The organism is Lentzea jiangxiensis (assembly GCF_900104175.1).
Lineage (GTDB): Bacteria > Actinomycetota > Actinomycetes > Mycobacteriales > Pseudonocardiaceae > Lentzea > Lentzea jiangxiensis.
This window is the reverse complement of the sequence record NZ_FNIX01000004.1, coordinates 223,115-241,365: the sequence shown is the minus strand read 5'-3', so window position 1 is coordinate 241,365 and position 18,251 is coordinate 223,115. Positions and strand designations below refer to the sequence as shown.

Below are 18,251 nucleotides of genomic sequence, written 5' to 3'. Positions count from 1 at the left end.
CGACAAGCCGTGACGGCCCCCATTGACGCCGAGGTCGAGGACGCGACCGCGCGTCTGTACCTGGCGATCGGCCGGCTGGCCCGGTTGCTGCGACGCACCGGTTCCCCCGGACTCGGCCCCGGTGCGGTCTCCGCGCTGGCCACGCTCGCCCGGTGCGGCCCCATGCGCCTCGGCGACCTGGCGAACAAGGAGGGCGTGGCGCCCCCGACGCTGTCCCGCATCGTCGCCGCGCTGGTCGAGGCCGGGTACGTCAAGCGCGAACCCGATCCGCAGGACGGCCGCGCGTGGCTCGCCACCCCCACGCCCGAGGGCGAGACGATGGTGTCCGGCGTGCGGTCCGCGCGGGTGCGCGAACTGCAGCGCCGGATCGAGCAGCTCACGCCGCAGCACGTCGCCGCTCTGGTGAACGCCCTGGACGCGCTGGAGACCCTGGTCGGCGAAGAGCCGAAGTAGCACCGCCGGACTGGCGACGCTGCACACCGTGCCGCAGGCCGCGCACCTGGCGCGCGACGACGAGATCACGCACCGGTTCCGAGCTCGCAACCGCTTGCTGCGCGGCCGCTTCGCCCGAGTGCTCGGCGAAGCGGCCGCGGTGGAGCTGGTCGCGTTCCTGGAAGGCGCGTTGTCGGTCTGGCTGCTCGACCCCGGGACCACCGACCCGAGGGCGATGTACGCCCGCTACCTGTCGAGCTTCCAGAACGGGGACACCGGGCCGACACCGGCACCCAGCGGGTAGGCGGTCTCGACGGACCTCATGATGAAGTCCTTGCCGAAGCGCACCGCCTCCGGCACCGAGGCGCCGTGGGCGAGCGCGGCACTGATCGACGACGCGAGCGTGTCGCCGCTGCCGTGCGTGTTCTCGGTGTCGTAGCGCGGACCGGGCAGCTCGATGAACTCGCTGCCGTCGTAGAGCAGGTCGAGGCACTCCGGGTCGTCCCACATGTGGCCGCCCTTCACGAGCACCCACTCCGGGCCCAGGGCGTGCAACGCCTTGGCCGCCACGCGCTGGTCCTCGCGGTCCTCCACCGCGATTCCGGTGATCAGCCGCACCTCGTCGAGGTTCGGCGTCACGAGCGTCGCGCGCGGGAACAGCAGGCCGCGCAACGCGTCCAGGGCGTTGTCGGCCAGCAGCTGGTTGCCGTGCATGGACGCCGAGACCGGGTCGACGACGAACGGGGTCTTGCCCGAGCCGATGCCGACGCGGTCCAGGGCCGGGGCGACGGCTTCGATGATCGCCGCCGACGCGAGCATGCCGGTCTTCGCGGCCTGCACGCCGATGTCCTCGGCGACCGAGATGACCTGCGCCGCCACGACGTCGGCCGGGATTTCGGAGACCCCCGTGACGCCCAGCGAGTTCTGGACCGTCACGGCCGTGAGCGCGACGCAGCCGTGCACCCCGCACGCGAAGAGCGTGCGGAGGTCGGCCTGGATGCCCGCACCACCGCCGGAATCGCTTCCGGCGATGGTGAGCACCCTCGGAGGTGCGTCGGTCACGAGGTCTCCACGACCGGCAGGTAGACCTTGTTGCCCGTGTCGGAGAACTCGCCGGACTTCTCCGCCATGCCCGCCTCGATTGCCTCCACAGTGGACAGTCCGCGTTCCTCGGCGTAGCGCCGCACGTCCTGCGTGATCTTCATGGAGCAGAACTTCGGCCCGCACATCGAGCAGAAGTGCGCCGTCTTCGCCGGTTCCGCGGGGAGCGTCTCGTCGTGGAACGAGCGCGCGGTGTCCGGGTCGAGCGACAGGTTGAACTGGTCCTCCCAGCGGAACTCGAAGCGCGCCTTCGACAGCGCGTCGTCCCAGTCCTGGGCTCCGGGGTGGCCCTTGGCGAGGTCGGCGGAGTGCGCGGCGATCTTGTACGTGATCACGCCGGTCTTCACGTCGTCGCGGTTGGGCAGGCCGAGGTGCTCCTTCGGCGTGACGTAGCAGAGCATCGCGGTGCCCAGCCAGCCGATCTGCGCCGCACCGATCGCGGACGTGATGTGGTCGTACGCCGGCGCGATGTCCGTGGCCAGCGGCCCGAGGGTGTAGAACGGCGCCTCGCCGCACCACTCCTCCTCCAGCCGGACGTTCTCGGCGATCTTGTGCATCGGCACGTGGCCGGGGCCCTCGATCATCACCTGGACGTCCTTGGCGCGCGCGATGTGCGTGAGCTCGCCCAGCGTCCGCAGCTCCGCGAACTGCGCCTCGTCGTTCGCGTCCGCGATGGAGCCGGGCCGCAGCCCGTCACCCAGCGAGAACGTCACGTCGTAGGCGCGCAGGATGTCGCACAGCTCCTCGAAGTGCGTGTAGAGGAAGCTCTCCTTGTGGTGCGCGAGGCACCACGCGGCCATGATCGACCCGCCGCGCGAGACGATGCCCGTGACGCGCTTGGCCGTCAGCGGCACGTATCGCAGCAGCACGCCCGCGTGCACGGTCATGTAGTCGACGCCCTGCTCGCACTGCTCGATCACCGTGTCGCGGTAGATCTCCCAGGTCAGCGAGGCCGGATCGCCGTTGACCTTCTCCAGCGCCTGGTAGATCGGCACGGTGCCGACCGGGACGGGGGAGTTGCGCAGGATCCACTCGCGCGTCTCGTGGATCCGCTTGCCGGTGGACAGGTCCATGATCGTGTCGGCGCCCCAGCGGGTCGCCCACACCATCTTCTCGACCTCGTCCTCGATCGACGACGACACCGCGGAGTTGCCGATGTTGGCGTTGATCTTCACGAGGAACTTCTTGCCGATGATCATCGGCTCGGCCTCGGGGTGCTTGCGGTTCAACGGGATCACCGCACGTCCGATGGCGACCTCGTCGCGCACGAACTCCGCGTCGAGGTTCTCCCGTGCCGCGACGTAGCGCATCTCCGGGGTGATGATCCCGGCCTTCGCGTACGCGAGCTGGCTGACAGCTCCGTTGATCGGTTCCCGTGCGGCGACCCACCCCGACCTCAGGTCGGGAAGTCCACTGTGGACGTCGATCGTCGCGTTGTCGTCGGTATACGGACCGGAAGTGTCGTAGAGATCGACATGCTCGCCGTTGGTCAGCTCCACCCTGCGGCAGGGCACGCGGATGTCCGGGGACACCTCGCGGTACACCTTGCGCGAGCCCGAGATCGGGCCGGTGGTCACACTGGGCTTGACCGAACGGTCGTCAAGTGCCGTCACGACATTCCTCCCTACGCCGGCATTACCCGGTCAGGTTCAGGCGGTCGGTGACACCGGCACTACGGCCAGTCACCCTCTCAGCCCGCTCAGGCGCGAGCTCCCGCGTTGTGTTGAGTTGTCGAGAACCGACCATAGTCAGAGCGCGCCGCAGCTGCCAAGGGCGTGGTTTGCCCCTAATCTTCTCGCGTGGCGGATCATCAGCCGTTCCCGCCCGGCGCGCGTCGCGGTCAGCGCCCCGCCGTCGTCTCGGCATGCCCTTCCTGCGGTGAGCTCGCCGGTCGCGGCTATCCCGACTGCGGTTTTTGCGCGGAGCTGCTCGACCAGTTCTGGCTCGCCGACTGGGAGGCGCTGCGGATGTCGTCGCAGCTCGCGGACCGCGAGCTCGCCGAGCTGGTGACCTCGGCTGACGTCGGTCAGCACCCCTGGACGTGCGTGGACTGGGCGATGACGCTGCTCGCGTGCTCGCGCTGCGGTGCCGAGCTGGGCACCGGGCCGGTCGAGTGCGTGCGGTGCGCGGTCACCGAGGAACGCCGCTGGAGCTGGGACCACACGGCCCACCCGAGCACGATGAGCGCGAACGAGCACCTCCTGCGCGTGGCTCGGGCGGCCCTGCGCGCACCTCACCGGCGCCGTCCGGCCGTGGTGCAGGCCTGGCAGCTGGTGCTGCCGTTCCTGATCGCCGGTGAGGTGGTCGAGTTCGGGCGGCTGGACCGGATCCGCGCGCACGTGCTGGCCGGCGGCTACGCGTCGATGGCCGCCTGCCACACCTTCGCCGAGCTGGCCGGGCTGCCCGAGCTCTTCTGGCGGCGGGGCGGTGACCCGATCTCAACGAGGGTCGAGTACCAGCCGGACTCCGAGCGCCAGCAGCACGCAGCCCGACAGCTTCTCGAGCGCGGGACGGACGCGGGGCCTGCCCAGCCAGCCGCGGACGGTGTGCAGGACCGCCACGACGACCAGGTACCAGACGGTGTCGATCAGGACCCACCCGACGGCGAGGGCGAGCAGAACCCCCTGGCCGGCCTCCCCGGCAGGCACGAACTGCGGTAGGAACGAGATCGCGAACACGCCGAGCTTCGGGTTGGCGAGGTTCACGACCAGGCCGCTGCGGAACGCGCGGCTCGCGGGCGGCGGCTCGGCGTCCGGCAGGCTCCTGCTGACCAGGGCCTTCACGCCCAGGTGGACCAGGAAGACCGCGCCGGCGATGCGGAGCCCGTGGTAGGCGATCTCGGACGCCGTGAGCAGCACGGACACGCCCAGCGCCGCGGCGACGGCCCAGCAGGCGACGCCGGCCTCCATGCCGAACACCGTCGCCAGCGCCGCTTTTCGCCCGTGCACCGACTGTCGCAGGAGCACGGCCGTGCCGGGTCCGGGCGACAGTGCGATGAGGAACGAGGCCGCGACGAAGGCGACGATGTCGTCGAGGGACATGCCCCGATGGTCGCCGGTGGCCGCAACTTCTTTCTTGACCTGGAGCGCGCTCCAGGATGTTCGGTGTCCCCATGACCTTGGAACTGGGGAAGCTGGGATTCGGCACGTGGGCGATGGGTGGGCCGTTCCTCGGCCCGGACGGCGCCCAGGTCGGCTGGGGACCGTCCGACGACGGCCAGTCGGTGAAGGCGCTGCGGCGCGCGGTGGAGCTCGGCGTGACGCTGTTCGACACGGCGGACGTCTACGGCTGCGGGCACGCGGAGACGCTCGTGGGGCAAGCGTTTGCGGACAGGCGTGACCAGGTGCTGATCGCCACGAAGTGGGGCTGCGGCTTCGACGCCGCGACGCGCCGGATGACCGGCGACGAGGGGTCCGTCGAGTACCTGCGCCGCGCCGTCGAGGGGTCGTTGCGGCGGCTGGGCACCGACCGGATCGACCTGTACCAGCTGCACGTCGGCGAACTGGCGCTGGAGGACGCCGCGCTGCTGAGGGACGAGTGCGAGGCGCTGGTCGCCGCGGGCAAGATCCGGGCGTACGGCTGGAGCACCGACGACCCGGAGCGCGCGCGGTTCTTCTGCGAGGGCGAGCACGGCATCGCCGCGCAGGCGGACATCAACGTGCTGTTCGACAACCCGGAGATGTACGCGGGCGACTTCGCGGTGCTGTGCCGTCGCCCGCTCGCGATGGGGCTGCTGGCACGGGAGACGTTCACCGCGCTGCCCGAGGACGACGTGCGCGTCACGAACCCGGCCTGGCTGCGGTTCTTCGTCGACGGGAAGCCGTCACCGGAGTACTTCCGGGCGCGGGAGGCCGTGCGCGACGTGCTGACCTCGGGCGGGAGGACGCTGGTGCAGGGCGCGCTGGCGTGGTTCTGGGCACGTTCTCCCCGGCTGGTCCCGATCCCGGGCGTGCGGACCGTGGAGCAGGTCGAGGAGAACGCGGGCGCGCTGGCGTTCGGCGCGTTGACGGCGGACGAGCTGGAGCAGGTGGAGTCGGTGCTCCGGCCCCGGTCCTAGTCCTCGTCGTCGTCGAAGTTCGCGGGGTCTGCCGGGTCCCACGAGAGGCCCGGCACACCCCACTCGTTGTCGCGCAGCATCCGCTTGGCCTCCTTCTTGTACCGGCCGACGAGGCGGTCGGTGTAGAGGTAGCCGTTCAGGTGGTCCGTCTCGTGCTGCAGGCAGCGGGCGAAGAAGCCGGTGCCCTCGGCCTCGAACGGCTGCCCGTCGAGGCCCACGCCGGTCACCTTCGCCCATCGGGCGCGTCCGGTCGGGTACGCCTCGCCGGGGACGCTCAGGCAGCCCTCGAAGTCGTCGTCCGGGTCCGGCATGGTCTCCGGGACCCCGTCGGTCTCGAGCACGGGGTTGCAGATCACACCGCGGTGCTGCACGCCCTCGTCGTCCGGGCAGTCGTAGACGAAGACCCGCAGGTCGACCCCGATCTGGTTGGCCGCGAGCCCCACTCCGCGAGCCGCCGCCATCGTCTCGAACATGTCGTCGACGAGGGTTTTCAGCTCGGTGTCGAACTCGGTGACCTCGCGCGTCGGGTTGTGGAGCACGGGGTCGCCGGCGATGCGGATGCGGTGGACGGCCATGGCTGAACTTTATGCCGTCCAAAACTGTCGGTGTCGCGCGGTAGGTTGGAACGATCACGTGATTGAATTGCCCGCACCTGAGATGGTGTGGCGACCGTGGGGAGCCAGATGGATCACGCCGAGACGCTCACCTCCGCTGACGGGCTGACCAGCCGCGAACGCACGATGCTCGCGTTCGAGAGCCAGTGGTGGAAGTACTCGGGGTCCAAGGAACAGGCCATCAGGGAACTGTTCGACATGTCCGCGACCAGGTACTACCAGCTGCTCAACGACCTCGTTGAGAAAGAAGCCGCCCTGGCGGCCGACCCGATGCTGGTGAAGCGGTTGCGCGGCGTGCGGACAGGCCGTCAGAGGGTTCGCGCACGCGCCAGGAGCACCGAGGACTGATGACCTCCCCCGAGTCCGCAAGCCCGTCCCGTCCGGCCAAGGCCGCCGGCTTCGCCCTGCTCGGCGTCGCCGCCGTGGCGTTGGTGATCGGTGTCATCAGCCTCTTCGCCGGTGACTCCGACGCGCCTCCGGCCGCCGAGGGGACCACGTCCGCGCCGCCTGCGGCGACCTCCAGCGGTTCGACCGCCTCCGAGCAGCCGCCCGCGTCCACATCCGCGTCCAACTCCGCGTCCTCCGCGCCGGCCTCGACACCGTCGTCGGCTCCTCCGGCCGCGACGTCGTCGTCACCCGCGACCTCCGCGGTGCCGCCGCCTCCGGTCACCCAGACCGGCGTGGCGAAGGTGCCGGTCCGGGTCTACAACAACTCGACCGTGACCGGGCTGGCTTCGAAGGCCTCCGACGAGGTCCGGGCCAACGGGTGGACCGTCGCCGAGACCGGCAACTACTCGTCCGGGACCATTCCGACCACGACCGTGTACTTCCGGCCCGGGACCGACGAAGAGGCTTCCGCCCGGGAGCTGGCCGGGTTGCTGCGGGCTCGGGTGGAGCCCCGGTTCGACGGGATCCAGTCCGCTGCCGCGGGGATCATCCTGATCGTCACCAATGATTTCCAGGGTGCTTCCAAGAACAAGTGACGGTTTTCCGGCCCGTCGGTGGTCGGGTTGCATGCGGCCTGTTGCGTTGCGTGCTTCCCCCTGGGGGCTCTGCCCCCAGACCCCCGGCAATCCGGCGGGGCCGCCTGAAAGCCAAAAGCGAGAGCGAGGGCTCGCCCTCGCTCTCGGCTTCGCGTGCCTGCTGTTCTCTCAGCGGCCTGTCGCGTACATCGCCAGCGCCGCCAGTTGCATCGGGTCCAGTGACGGGCGCACCACCCCGCGGGCCTTGGCCAGGTGGGTCCGGGTCACCTCGGCCGCGTCCAGGGATTCGCGCATAGCGGTCAGCGCTGCCTCGCGGACCAGGGCCGCGCAGTCCGCTGCCGAGTACATCTCCAGTTCGGTCGCGAGGGTGTGGAGGTCCACGTCCGCTGCCAGCGGGGTGTTGCGGGAGGCGGCCTTCAGGATTTCCGTCCTCGCGTCCGCGTCCGGTGGTGGGACGTAGACGAGGCGTTCCAGGCGGCCTGGGCGGAGCAGGGCCGGGTCGATCAGTTCCGGGCGGTTCGTCGCGGCGATCACGACCACGTCCCGCAGGGGTTCCACGCCGTCCAGCTCGGTCAGGAGGGCGGCTACCACCCTGTCGGCCACGCCCGCGTCCGACGACTGGCCCCGGCGTGGGGCCAGGGCGTCCACCTCGTCCAGGAAGATGAGGGCGGGGGCGGCGTCGGCTGCCCGGCGGAAGAGTTCGCGGACCGCCCGTTCCGACTCGCCGACGAACTTGTCCATCAGTTCCGCGCCCTTGACGGTCAGGACGTTGAGCTGGCCCGAGCCTGCCAGGGCGCGGACCAGGAACGTCTTGCCGCATCCCGGTGGGCCGTAGAGCAGGACGCCTCGCGGGGGGTCGACCCCCAGGCGGGCGAAGGAGTCCGGGTAGCGCAGCGGCCAGAGGGCCGCTTCGGTGAGGGCCTGCTTGACCTCGACCATGTCGCCCACGTCCTCGAGGCTCAAGCCTCCGGTGTGGACGGTGTCCGAGGCGGACATCGAGATCGGGCGGACCGTGTTCAGGGCGCCCAGCAGGTCTTCCTGGCCCACGCGCGGTTCCGCCACCTCGCGTTGGCGCAGCGCCGCCCGGACGGCTGCCTCGCGGCGCAGGGCGCAGAGGTCCGCCGCCACGAAGCCCGGGGTGCGGGCGGCGACCTCGCTGAAGTCCACATCGGACTCCAGGGGGACGTCGCGGAGCAGGGCCCTCAGCAGCTCGGTCCGGCCCGCGGCGTCCGGGAGGGGCAGCGCCAGTTCGCGGTCCACCAGGTCCGGGGCCCGCAGGCGGGCGTCGACCGACTCCGCGCGGGCCGAGGTGACGACCAGGGCGAGGTTCGGGCGGGAGATCGCCGTGCGCAGGATGTCGAGGACGACGGTCGCGACCGGTGGGGGTGCGGTGGGCAGCAGGGCGTCGATGTCGGTCAGGAGCAGGACCGTGGGCTGTTCGGGGACGCCCGCGATCGCGTCGCCGAGCTGCTTCGCCACGGCGCCCGGTTCCAGGACGGCGATGCTCGGGCAGGCGAGTTCGACGACCGTGGCGTCCACGGACCGGGCCACCGCGCGGACCAGCGTCGCCTTGCCGACGCCTTCGGGACCGCTGAGCATCGCGGCGAGGCGGGCGGAGGCGCCCAGCTTCGTGAGGAGCTCGGGCTGGCGGAACATCAGCTCCAGCCACTCGGTCAGCCGGCGGGCCTGGTCGCGCTGGCCCACCAGGTCGGCGACGGGGAGCGCCTCGTGCTTCTCCTGCACGACCACCGGCGTCACCTCGGCGGCGGGGGCCGAGGCCGAGCGCCAGCCGACGACGCTCGACGGCTGCACGGCCACCGGGCCCGCCGGGTCGGTCGAGGTGATGGTGATGAGCTCGTTGGTCCACGTCATACCGATGGCGTTGGACAGCTTGCGGCGCGTCTCGGAGACGTTGGTGCCGGGCGGCGGCGCGAGGTCCTGGGGGAGCAGCGAGACGTTGTCGCCGACGGTGATGACCTTGCCCGTCAACGCCAGGCGCACGTGCTCCGGCGTCAGCGCGGTGGTCGCGAGGCGCGAACCCGCGACGGTGATCGAACGGGCCGGCGCCACCTGCACCGGCGCGACGACGATCTCGGAACCCTCGACCACGCCGAGGTTCGTGAGCGTGACGTCGTCGACCAGGACCACGCCGGGCGGCTGCTCACCGGAGGCGGCCAGCGCGGCGCTCACCCGCGCACCGGTCAGCTTCACCGCGTCCCAGGCGCGCAGGCCCAGCGCGTCGAGCACCTCGGGGTGGAGGCGGACGACACCGCGCCGGGTGTCCAGTGCGGACGGGGACAGGCGAGCCGTCAGCGTGATCACGAAGACGACTCTAGTTCCTCCCCGACTCCCGCGTTCCCTGGAGAACGAGCAGCCGGGAACGAGCGTCCGCGGCGGCCCGTAGTTGCCCTGAACGGAGTCCCTCACCGGACAGCCCGGAACGCTACGGTTGTCATGATCCGGGCTGGGGGCCCGGTCGTGACAAGACCTGGGGGATCACCGCTCATGCGCCACCAACCGGCGCGCGGCTTTCGCATGGCCGCGTTCGCTCTCGCACTGGCCGTCTCGGTCAGTCTCACGGCACCTGTCGCGCACGCGGCCGAACCCGCGCCCGCGCCCCGGGTGCATTCCCAGCAGTACCGGCCGTCGCAGCCGGGTGGTGGTGTCGGGGTGGCGGGCACGTTCGAGCTGGACGCGGACTACGACGTGCTGAAGTACGTCTACTCGTTCACCAACGACGCGGGCTTCCTCGACAAGGAGGTCCTCGCCGACGCCGACGGCAAGGCGACGATCCAGTGGACGCCGCGCGTCTCGGGTCAGCACCAGATCTTCGTCAGCGCGGTGACACCGGAGGGCTACTCCCAGGTCCCGTCGTACGAGTTCTACGTGCTCGCGGGCGGGCACCCCGCGGCGCACTGGGGGTTGGACGGCACGCTGACGGACTCCAACGGCGCCAACGCCTTGACGTCCCACGGAAATCCGGACCTGGCCTCGGTCGGCTACTCCGGCAGGGGTGCCGCGCTGGGTGACCCGCAGGACCACCTCAGCGGTCCGGTCCTGGCCGACACGTCGAAGAACTTCAGCCTGTCGGCGTGGGTGAAGGTGGACGACGGCAGCGCCGACCGCGCCGTGGTCGCCACCGCGGACGGCACCGCGTTCAGCGCCGGCCTCTACTTCGACGCCGCGGTGGGGCGCTGGGCGTTCGGGATGACGACCGCGGACAGGACCGCGGTGCGGGTGGCCCACTCGCAGGCCCCGGCGGAGACCGGCGTCTGGACGCACCTGGCCGGCACCTACGAGGTCACGACCAAGATCCTCAGCCTCTACGTCGACGGCGTCGGGCAGGGCCAGGTCACCGGGGTGGAGGGCTGGCAGGCGTCGCAGCTGCTGGTGGGACGGCACCGGTACAACGGCGTGGAGGTCGGCGGTGCGCCCGGCGCGGTCGACGAGGTCAAGGTCTACGCGCGCACGGTGAACGAGGCCGAGGTCAAGAAGCTGGCCGGGCAGGTCGGCCTCCGCGCCCACCACCGGTTCAACGAAGGCACCGGTGGCGGCACCCGGGACGAGGTCACCGGCGCGTTCGCGCCACTGAGCGGCAAGACCGGCTGGGAGCTCGACCGCGACGACACGTCGTTGAGGTTCAACGGACCGGACGAGGCAGGGCAGGAGCAGGACGGCGAGGCCTACGTCTCCGGCTCGGCACCGGGGATCCGCACGGACCGCTCCTTCTCGATCTCCGCGTGGGCCCGGCTGGACACCGCCACGCACGAGGACGGGGACCGCACGGTCGTGAGCCTGGTGCACAACGGCACCTCGCTGCTCGACCTGAGGTACGGCGGAACCTCGAAGACCTGGGAGTTCGTGGTCGGCGGCACCACCGTCGAGACCAGGTACGGCGTAGACCTGCAGGAGTGGACCTACCTGACGGCCGTGCACGACAAGGCCAATGCCGAGGTCCGGCTCTACTTCAGCGGCGTGTACGTCACGAAGGTCCCGTTCACCTCGGGCGGCTCCGCGCAGACCGGCGCGGTGCTGGAGTTCGGGAGGCTCTCGCCGGGCACCGCCGCCGGCTCGTTCTGGAAGGGCGGGATCGACGACGTGCGCGTCTACACCGGAGTGCTCTCGCAGGAGCAGATCCTGGCGCAGGCCGTCCGCACCTGATCCACGTGGAAGAGCGAACGGGCCGGACACGATCGACGTGTCCGGCCCGTTCGGGTTTCAGCTCACTGCTTCGGCTGGCGCCGGAGCCCCAACTGCCGCCAGGAACGACGGCGCCCGTTGGCAGAAGGCACAGCGCCCTCCACAGTGGACCCCTCGCGCCGAGGCCGGCGCACCGCTCGCATGGCCGCACCAGCCACACGGCCGCGCAAAGGCTGACGCAGCCCGAGCCGACGAGCCGCCACCCCGTGCGCCCGCTTGATGGCGCGACGATCAGCCCCGGTGACGGTCCACGCCTCCGGGTGCTTCGACAGCCACATGTACCGCCGCACCGAGTACGGCAGGTGCGCGAGGTACACGACCATCGCGATGATCAAAGCCACCAGCGGGTAGGTGATGACAGCAGCGGCCAGCAGTCCGACGGCGACCAGCAAAGGTGCGACCGCGCGCGGCGGCACCTTCGCGGTCTTCACGGACAGCGTGGGGATGCGCGACACCAGCAGCATCGCGACCAGGACGGTCCACGCTGCCACGACGTAGGAGTTGTTCCACCAGCCGTCGCTGCCCACCTGCTCCTCGACGATCAGGGGCAGCAGCAGCAACAGCCCACCGGCCGGAGCGGGGACGCCGACGAAGAACTCCTTCGCGAACGGCGGTTGTTCCTTCTCCAGCAACGTGTTGAAGCGGGCCAGGCGGACCACCATGCAGACCGCGAAGATCAGCGCGATGACCCAGCCGGCGCGGTTGCCCTCGAACTTCCACAGGTAGATCGCGAGGGCGGGCGCGACGCCGAACGAGATGGCGTCGGCCAGCGAGTCCAGCTCCGCGCCCATCTTCGACGTCGCGTCCAGCAGGCGGGCGATGCGGCCGTCGAGGCCGTCGAAGACGGCCGCTGCCCCGATCGAGGCGATGGCCGCGCCCCACATGCCGACGTTCGCGAAGTGCACGGCGGACAGGCCGGAGCACATGGCGAGGACCGTGATCGCGTTCGGCAGCAGGCGAACGCCGGGCCCGCTGGGAGCCATCAGGCCTCCGGGAGTTCGGCGAGAACGGTCTCGCCGCCGATCGTGCGCTGGCCGGCCTCGACCAGGACGCGGCTGCCGCGCGGGACGTAGAGGTCCACGCGGGAACCGAAGCGGATGAGGCCGTACGTCTGGCCGGCGGTGACCTTCTCGCCCTCGGCGACCTCGCACACGATGCGGCGGGCGACTAGGCCGGCGATCTGCACGACGACGAGGTCGTGGCCGTCGACCGTGCGCAGCCACACGGTGTTGCGCTCGTTCTCCTCGGAGGCCTTGTCGAGGTCGGCCGAGAGGAACTTGCCGGGGTGGTACGAGACCTGGACGACCTCGCCGTCCGCGGGCACGCGCTGGACGTGCACGTCGAAGACCGAGAGGAACACGCTCACGCGCGTCATCGGCTGCGAGCCCAGGCCGAGCTCGGCCGGCGGGACGGCGTCGACCACGTGCGAGACGGTGCCGTCGGCCGGGGCCACGGCGAGGTTCGGACGGGTCGGCGTCACGCGCTTCGGTTCGCGGAAGAACCACGCCACCCACGCCGTGACCAGGGCGAGGACGACGCCCAGGCGCTTGAAGCGCAGCCGGACGAGGAGGGTCGCGATCGCCGCACCGGCGACGAACGGGCGCCCTGCCGGGTGCATCGGCGGCACCATGCCGCGCGCGAGTTCGAGGAAGTGGGAGACGGGCTTCTCGCTGCTCATCGTGTCTGTGGGTTCCGTAGCTTCCGTGGATTGTCGGGCGCCATCACGCTACGGCAACACGCCAAACCGCCCATGGGGACTGCCCGGAAGGACAAGTGGCCGGTCGGCCCGTGCATCCCCCGACGAACGCACGGGCCGACCGGCGCCTTCTTCCAGTGTAATCCCCGTCACATGGCGTAAACAACGTCGCTAGGTGAGCGTTCCGTCACAGTCCGTCGACTCCGAGAGACCGCAGCCTCATCCGCACCTCACCGACCCGGCCGGGGTCGCGCACGGCGGGCTCGACGAGGTCGTCCGGGTAGATCGCAGCTCCGTCCTGCATGCGCAGGACGAACAGCCCGCCCCAGTTGAGCTCCGGTGTCGCGCGTCCCGCCGTCACGAGCTGGTCGGCCACCATGCACCCGAGCAGTTCCGTCACGGCCCGGGCGGCGGCCTCGTGCACCTGCTCCTGCCGCAGCGAGCCGTCGACCGGACGCCCGGTGAGGTCGTGCAACCTGCCCCGTTCCAACGCCGTCAGGACGTCCGCGACGGTGTCGCCGATCCGGCTCACGCGGCCCGCGTGCCGGAGCTTGTCCGCGTTCCAGCGCAGCAGGGCGGGTCCCGCCAGCGCCGGCAGCTCCTCCCACGTCACCGGTGGCCCGGACACCCCGGCCAGGTCCGCGACCTCCTCCGGTGGCGTGCCGTGCAGCAGCGCGTGGGCGGGGCGTTCGTCGACTGCGTCCACCACCACCCCCGAGGACGGCCGGAACGACCTCATCGAGGCCACCCGCTCGCGGACCGGGGGATGGCTGTCGAACACCGACGTCGGCTCCTGCTCCGCGAGCACCGGCTCCAGCTCGCGCAGCCGGTGCACGCGCCGCGGGTGGCCGAGGTAGGAGCGGAAGCCCTCGAGCAGCGGCGGAGTGCGGCCCACGTGGGTGGCGAGCGAGACGTACCACTTCAGGTAGTCGTTCCACGCCTCGGTGACCGGGCCGATCCGCAGCATCGCCCGCGCCGCGGCCTCCCTCCCGGCGGCGGCGACCGCGACCTCGTCGGCGAACTGCTCGTGCTTGCGGCTCTCCCCGGCGGCGACCAGGGCGTACAGGCGGGCCCACGCGTAGAGCACGCCGAAGGTGTCGAACCGCTCCGTCGTGAGTCTGAGGGCGAGCGTCGCGCGGTACGTGAGCGCGGAGACCTTGGTGTGCCCGCCGCCGTAGTGACCGAGCTCGTGCGCGAGCACCGACCTGAGCTCGCCGATGCCCATCCCCGCCACGAACGGCAGGCCGAGCTCCAGGTACCGGGTCCCGTCGCGCTCCCACACGCTCGCGTTGGCGTGGCCGACCAGCCGGACGTCGTCGGGTCCGCGGGTGCCGGCGATCCTCGCCAGCTCGTCGACGTGGTGCCAGAGCTCGGGATGCGCGGCCCTGGTCAGCGCGACGCCGGTGGGACGCGGGCTCACCCACACCGCGATCGCCATCGCCACGAGCGGCGGGCCGCCCAGGACGACCGCCAGCCCCGCGAGCAGGAGCCCGCCCACGACGTCCTCGCGCTGGAACAGCGTGAGCGCCAGCCCTCCCAGGCCCGCGAACAGCGTCACCGCGAGGACGAAGAACCCGGCGAGCAACGCCAGTGCCAGTCCGGCTCTCATCTGCTGCTTCCCCCAGGTCTTCCGGAACTACTGCAGGTATCTCACGGTGACCTCGGAACCCGCGGCGAGTTCGGTGACGTCCTCGGGAACCTCGATCAGGCAGTTCGACAGCGCGAGCGCCGACAGCAGGTGCGAGCCGGGTCCCCCGACCGGCGTCACGACCTGGCCGGACGACGGGTCGTGCAGGCCGCGCCGGAACTGCGTCCTGCCGGCCGGGGACGTCAGCGACGTCGTGATCCTCGCCCGCGCGGTGGGGCGTTCCGGCTGCGGGTGGCCCATCGACGCGAGCAGCGCCGGTCGCACGAACACCTCGAACGACACCTGCGCGCTCACCGGGTTGCCGGGCAGCGACAGCACCGGCAGGCCCTGGTACCGGCCCGAGCCCTGCGGCCCGCCCGGCTGCATCGCGACCTTCGTGAACCGCACGTCGTGGTCCGCCAGAGCGTCCTTGACCACCTCGTACGCGCCCGCGCTGACCCCACCGGACGTCACGACCACGTCCACCGAACCGAGGTGGGGCGCCAGCGCGCGGTGGAACGCCTCCACGTCGTCCGGCACGAACTGCAGCCGCACCGCCTCGGCTCCCGCGTCCCGGATGGCGGAGGCGAGCATCATGCCGTTCGACTCGTAGATCTGCCCCGGTTCCAGGGGCCGGCCGGGTTCGACCAGCTCGGAGCCCGTCGACAGGACCAGCACGCGCGGGCGGCGGCGGACCGGCAGCACGGGCAGCCCGAGCGCCGAGGCGAGGCCGACCGTGGACGGGCGCAGCACGGTGCCCGCGGTCAGCACCGGGTCGCCCTCCCGCACGTCGTCGCCGGCGGTCCGGATGTTCTGGCCGGGGGAGACGGCCTTCTCGATCGTCACGGTCCGCGTGCCGCCGTCGGTCCACTCGACCTGGACCACCGCGTCCGCGCCGGGCGGCACCGGGGCGCCGGTCATGATCCGGTGCACCGTGCCGGGCTCGAGCGCGGTGAGCCGGGTGCGGCCCGCGGGGATGTCGTCGGCGACCGGCAGCCGGACGGGCAGGTCGCCCTCCAGGTCGGCGGCGCGCACGGCGTACCCGTCCATCGCGGAGTTGTCGAACGGCGGCAGGGCGAGAGGAGCTACGACGTCGTCGGCGAGCACGAGCCCGAGGCACTCGTCGAGCGGAAGCCGCAGCACCGGCATCAGGCCGACGAGCTCCATGACGCGCTGGCGGTGTTCGGCGACAGAGGTGGGGGGCACGACTGCATACTGCCAACGTCGCGGTGATCGTGACGATCGCATTCCCCACATTTGCCCGGAGGTGTTGTTCGTGCAGGTCCGGACCAGGCACACACCGACGTTCGGCGTGGCGAGGCTCGTGCTCGCGCCCGGCGAGATGGTGCTGGTCGACCCCCTGACCATCGCGGCCACGAGCTACGGGCTCGCCGTCGAGGTGAAGGGCGCGGGAGCCCAGGCGGTCGCGCTGTGCACGGCGGGGGCGGAGGGCGGCTGGCTCGACGCCGCGCCCGTGCTGCCCGGTGACCTGCAGCAGGTCGAGCTCGACGGGACGCACGGCTGGTGCCTCGCCCGGCACAGCTGGATCGCGTCGAGCAGCACCGTGGCGATGAACCCCGAGGCGCCGCCGATGCAGGCGCTCTTCGGAGGCGCGGAGGGGTTCCTGAACTACGCGCAGGGCCGTGGTGACGTGCTGCTCGCGTGTTGCGGCGCACTCGACCTCGTGACGCTGGAAGCCGGTGAAGCGGTGACCATCAGCAGCGACCACGTCGTGGCGTTCGCGGACACCGTGCAATGCCGTCTTCGCCCATCGGTGCCCGATGGCGTGCAATCCATTCAGACGGGTGAAGGTCTGGTGTTCGACTTCGCCGGCCCCGGTGCCGTGCTGACGCAGACGCGCGGGCCGCGGCGGCTCACCACCTGGTTGCGCGCCAACGGAGTCAGCCGGAGTTCATGACTCCGTAAGGAGGTATCCGCGTGAGATTTCTTCTTTTAGCGTTGCTCTCTGCGCTTTGCGTGAGATGCGTGATCTGAAGGAGGACGTCTTGGCTCTCGGTACCGTCAAGTGGTTCAACTCCGAAAAGGGATACGGCTTCATCGCGACCGATGGCGGGCCAGACGTGTTCGTGCACTACTCGGCGATCCAGATGGAAGGCTTCCGGACCCTCTCGGAAGGCGACCGGGTGGAGTTCGAGGTGCAGGCCGGGCGGGACGGGCGCAGCCAGGCGTCGGACGTGCGCCGCGCCGGTTAGAGATCACTCCGATCACGGCTTCGACCAACCCCGGGCAAGCCGGTCCGGCAGGACGTTAGGCTGCCTCGCGTGTCGGAGGACCTGAGCGGACGGCGGATCGCGCACTACCGGATCGACGGAGTGCTCGGCCGCGGTGGCATGAGCGTGACGTACCGGGCCACGGACGTGAGACTGGGCCGGAAGGTCGCGCTCAAGGTCATCGGTGAGCACCTCGCTCCCGACGCGGAGTTCCGCGAGCGGTTCGTCGACGAGGCGCGCAACACCTCCGCCATCGACCACGCGAACATCGTGCCGCTGTACGACTTCGACGAGGTCGACGGCCTGCTCTACATCGCCATGCGGCTCGTGGACGGCCAGGACCTGGCCGGTCACATCAAGGAGGGGCCGCTCACCCCCGAGCGCACGCTGAGGCTGCTCGCCCAGGTGGCGGAGGCGCTCGACATGCTGCACGGCAAGGGGCTCGTGCACCTCGACGTCAAGCCGGCCAACGTGCTGGTGACCACCAAGGAGGGCGTGCGCGAGCACGTCTACGTCGCCGACTTCGGCCTGACCCGCCGCGGCGCCACCGGGCACCGCACCCGGACGGGTGATTTCCTCGGCTCGCCGACCTACGCGGCCCCGGAGCACCTGCGCGGCGAGCCCGTCGACGGCCGCACCGACCAGTACGCGCTGGCCTGCATGCTCTTCGCCTGCCTGTCCGGGCGCCCGCCGTTCCAGGGCGGCGTGCAGGAGGTCATCGCGGGCCACCTCGGCCAGAACGTCCCGGCGTTGTCGCAGCTCGTGGCGCTGCCGCCGGCCATCGACGAGGTGATCCGCAAGGGCACCTCGAAGGACCCCGTGCAGCGGTTCGCGAGCTGCGCCGAGCTGATCGGCGCGGCACGCGTCGCCCTCGCCGGGGTCGCGCAGGGCTCGGCTCCCGCTGCGATCGGGCCCGCGTCCGGCTCGATCCCCGTGCAGTCGCCGGTGTCGGGTCCGGTGCCCGCGCACTTCCAGGGCGGCTACCAGCAGCAGCTCGCCGACCCCGTCCGGCTGCGCCCGCCGAACCAGGTGGGCGTGAGCGCGTTCACGTCGACCGGCAAGAAGGAGCGTCCGGCGTGGTTCGCGCCGGTCGTCGCCGCCGCCGTGGCCATCGTGCTGATCATCGTCGTGGTCATCGTCCTGTCGCCCGGCGACGAGCCCGCGCGTCAGCCCAAGACCAACTCCTCGCCGACGCTTAACATCGGCGACGAGGGCTCGGCCTCGCGCAAGCCGCTGCCCACCTCCGTGCCGGTGCGCACGTCACGCTGAGAGTCACCTGAGGCCGCTTGCACTCGACCCGGCCGAGTGCT

Annotated in this window: 18 protein-coding genes and 1 riboswitch; of the genes, 9 read left to right on the top strand and 9 right to left on the bottom strand. The window is 71.2% G+C overall.

All coding sequences use genetic code 11. The features are described 5' to 3' along the window. The first annotated feature begins 9 nt into the window (after positions 1–9). A complete protein-coding gene (locus tag BLQ91_RS15135) occupies positions 10–453 on the top strand; it encodes a MarR family winged helix-turn-helix transcriptional regulator (protein ID WP_245733435.1) in 444 nt (147 codons plus the stop codon). Between the two features lie 28 nt (positions 454–481). After that, positions 482–736, top strand: a complete 255-nt coding sequence (locus BLQ91_RS15130) for a hypothetical protein (RefSeq protein ID WP_090097463.1) — start codon at positions 482–484, stop codon at positions 734–736. On the opposite strand, the gene thiD is transcribed toward BLQ91_RS15130, so the two are convergent. From thiD to BLQ91_RS15115, 3 genes are all read right to left on the bottom strand, one after another. Further along, positions 679–1,494, bottom strand: a complete 816-nt coding sequence (gene thiD / locus BLQ91_RS15125) for a bifunctional hydroxymethylpyrimidine kinase/phosphomethylpyrimidine kinase (protein WP_090097462.1) — start codon at positions 1,492–1,494, stop codon at positions 679–681. The genes BLQ91_RS15130 and thiD overlap by 58 nt on opposite strands. Then, a complete protein-coding gene (gene thiC, locus BLQ91_RS15120; protein ID WP_090097461.1) occupies positions 1,491–3,146 on the bottom strand; it encodes a phosphomethylpyrimidine synthase ThiC in 1,656 nt (551 codons plus the stop codon). The genes thiD and thiC overlap by 4 nt, the downstream gene beginning before the upstream one ends. After that, positions 3,136–3,260, bottom strand: a riboswitch (TPP riboswitch). (Overlaps the previous gene by 11 nt.) A gap of 711 nt (positions 3,261–3,971) precedes the next feature. Further along, positions 3,972–4,574 (bottom strand): LysE family translocator, encoded by a 603-nt coding sequence (locus BLQ91_RS15115; protein ID WP_090097460.1) that lies wholly within the window; start codon positions 4,572–4,574, stop codon positions 3,972–3,974. Positions 4,575–4,645: 71 nt separating this feature from the next. Here BLQ91_RS15115 and BLQ91_RS15110 point away from each other — a divergent pair, with 71 nt between their 5' ends. Beyond that, positions 4,646–5,590, top strand: a complete 945-nt coding sequence (locus tag BLQ91_RS15110; protein ID WP_218130279.1) for an aldo/keto reductase — start codon at positions 4,646–4,648, stop codon at positions 5,588–5,590. Here the strand turns inward: BLQ91_RS15110 and BLQ91_RS15105 are convergent. Continuing rightward, positions 5,587–6,165, bottom strand: coding sequence for a peptide deformylase (locus tag BLQ91_RS15105; RefSeq protein WP_090097458.1), 579 nt, complete (start codon positions 6,163–6,165; stop codon positions 5,587–5,589). The genes BLQ91_RS15110 and BLQ91_RS15105 overlap by 4 nt on opposite strands. 108 nt (positions 6,166–6,273) lie before the next feature. Between BLQ91_RS15105 and BLQ91_RS15100 the strand changes: the two genes are divergently transcribed. Both BLQ91_RS15100 and BLQ91_RS15095 read left to right on the top strand, forming a co-directional pair. Next, positions 6,274–6,552, top strand: coding sequence for a DUF3263 domain-containing protein (locus BLQ91_RS15100; RefSeq protein ID WP_090097752.1), 279 nt, complete (start codon positions 6,274–6,276; stop codon positions 6,550–6,552). Continuing rightward, a complete protein-coding gene (locus BLQ91_RS15095; RefSeq protein WP_090097457.1) occupies positions 6,552–7,187 on the top strand; it encodes a LytR C-terminal domain-containing protein in 636 nt (211 codons plus the stop codon). The genes BLQ91_RS15100 and BLQ91_RS15095 overlap by 1 nt, the downstream gene beginning before the upstream one ends. Before the next feature lie 168 nt (positions 7,188–7,355). Here BLQ91_RS15095 and BLQ91_RS15090 read toward each other — a convergent pair whose 3' ends face one another. Then, the gene (locus BLQ91_RS15090; protein ID WP_090097456.1) at positions 7,356–9,509 is read right to left on the bottom strand and encodes an AAA family ATPase; all 2,154 of its coding nucleotides are present in this window, start codon (positions 9,507–9,509) and stop codon (positions 7,356–7,358) included. 183 nt (positions 9,510–9,692) lie between these two features. On the opposite strand from BLQ91_RS15090, the gene BLQ91_RS15085 reads away from it, so the two are divergent. Then, positions 9,693–11,348: a LamG domain-containing protein gene (locus tag BLQ91_RS15085; RefSeq protein WP_176959762.1), complete on the top strand. Its 1,656-nt coding sequence runs from the start codon at positions 9,693–9,695 to the stop codon at positions 11,346–11,348. 62 nt (positions 11,349–11,410) lie between these two features. On the opposite strand, the gene pssA is transcribed toward BLQ91_RS15085, so the two are convergent. The 4 genes from pssA to moeA form a co-directional block, all read right to left on the bottom strand. Next, the gene (pssA, locus tag BLQ91_RS15080) at positions 11,411–12,370 is read right to left on the bottom strand and encodes a CDP-diacylglycerol--serine O-phosphatidyltransferase (RefSeq protein WP_090097454.1); all 960 of its coding nucleotides are present in this window, start codon (positions 12,368–12,370) and stop codon (positions 11,411–11,413) included. After that, on the bottom strand, positions 12,370–13,065 hold the full coding sequence (locus tag BLQ91_RS15075) for a phosphatidylserine decarboxylase (protein WP_089908648.1): 696 nt from the start codon (positions 13,063–13,065) through the stop codon (positions 12,370–12,372). The genes pssA and BLQ91_RS15075 overlap by 1 nt, the downstream gene beginning before the upstream one ends. Before the next feature lie 205 nt (positions 13,066–13,270). Beyond that, a complete protein-coding gene (locus tag BLQ91_RS15070) occupies positions 13,271–14,692 on the bottom strand; it encodes a M48 family metallopeptidase (RefSeq protein ID WP_090097453.1) in 1,422 nt (473 codons plus the stop codon). Between the two features lie 27 nt (positions 14,693–14,719). Further along, on the bottom strand, positions 14,720–15,958 hold the full coding sequence (gene moeA / locus BLQ91_RS15065; RefSeq protein WP_090097452.1) for a molybdopterin molybdotransferase MoeA: 1,239 nt from the start codon (positions 15,956–15,958) through the stop codon (positions 14,720–14,722). Positions 15,959–15,986: 28 nt separating this feature from the next. Between moeA and BLQ91_RS15060 the strand changes: the two genes are divergently transcribed. The 3 genes from BLQ91_RS15060 to BLQ91_RS15050 all read left to right on the top strand — a co-directional run bounded on the left by BLQ91_RS15060 (position 15,987) and on the right by BLQ91_RS15050 (position 18,210). Next, positions 15,987–16,628, top strand: a complete 642-nt coding sequence (locus BLQ91_RS15060) for an AIM24 family protein (RefSeq protein ID WP_090097751.1) — start codon at positions 15,987–15,989, stop codon at positions 16,626–16,628. An 88-nt stretch (positions 16,629–16,716) separates the two neighbouring features. Beyond that, on the top strand, positions 16,717–16,923 hold the full coding sequence (locus BLQ91_RS15055; RefSeq protein ID WP_030470913.1) for a cold-shock protein: 207 nt from the start codon (positions 16,717–16,719) through the stop codon (positions 16,921–16,923). A gap of 69 nt (positions 16,924–16,992) precedes the next feature. Further along, a complete protein-coding gene (locus BLQ91_RS15050; protein WP_090097451.1) occupies positions 16,993–18,210 on the top strand; it encodes a serine/threonine-protein kinase in 1,218 nt (405 codons plus the stop codon). Positions 18,211–18,251: the final 41 nt, after the last annotated feature.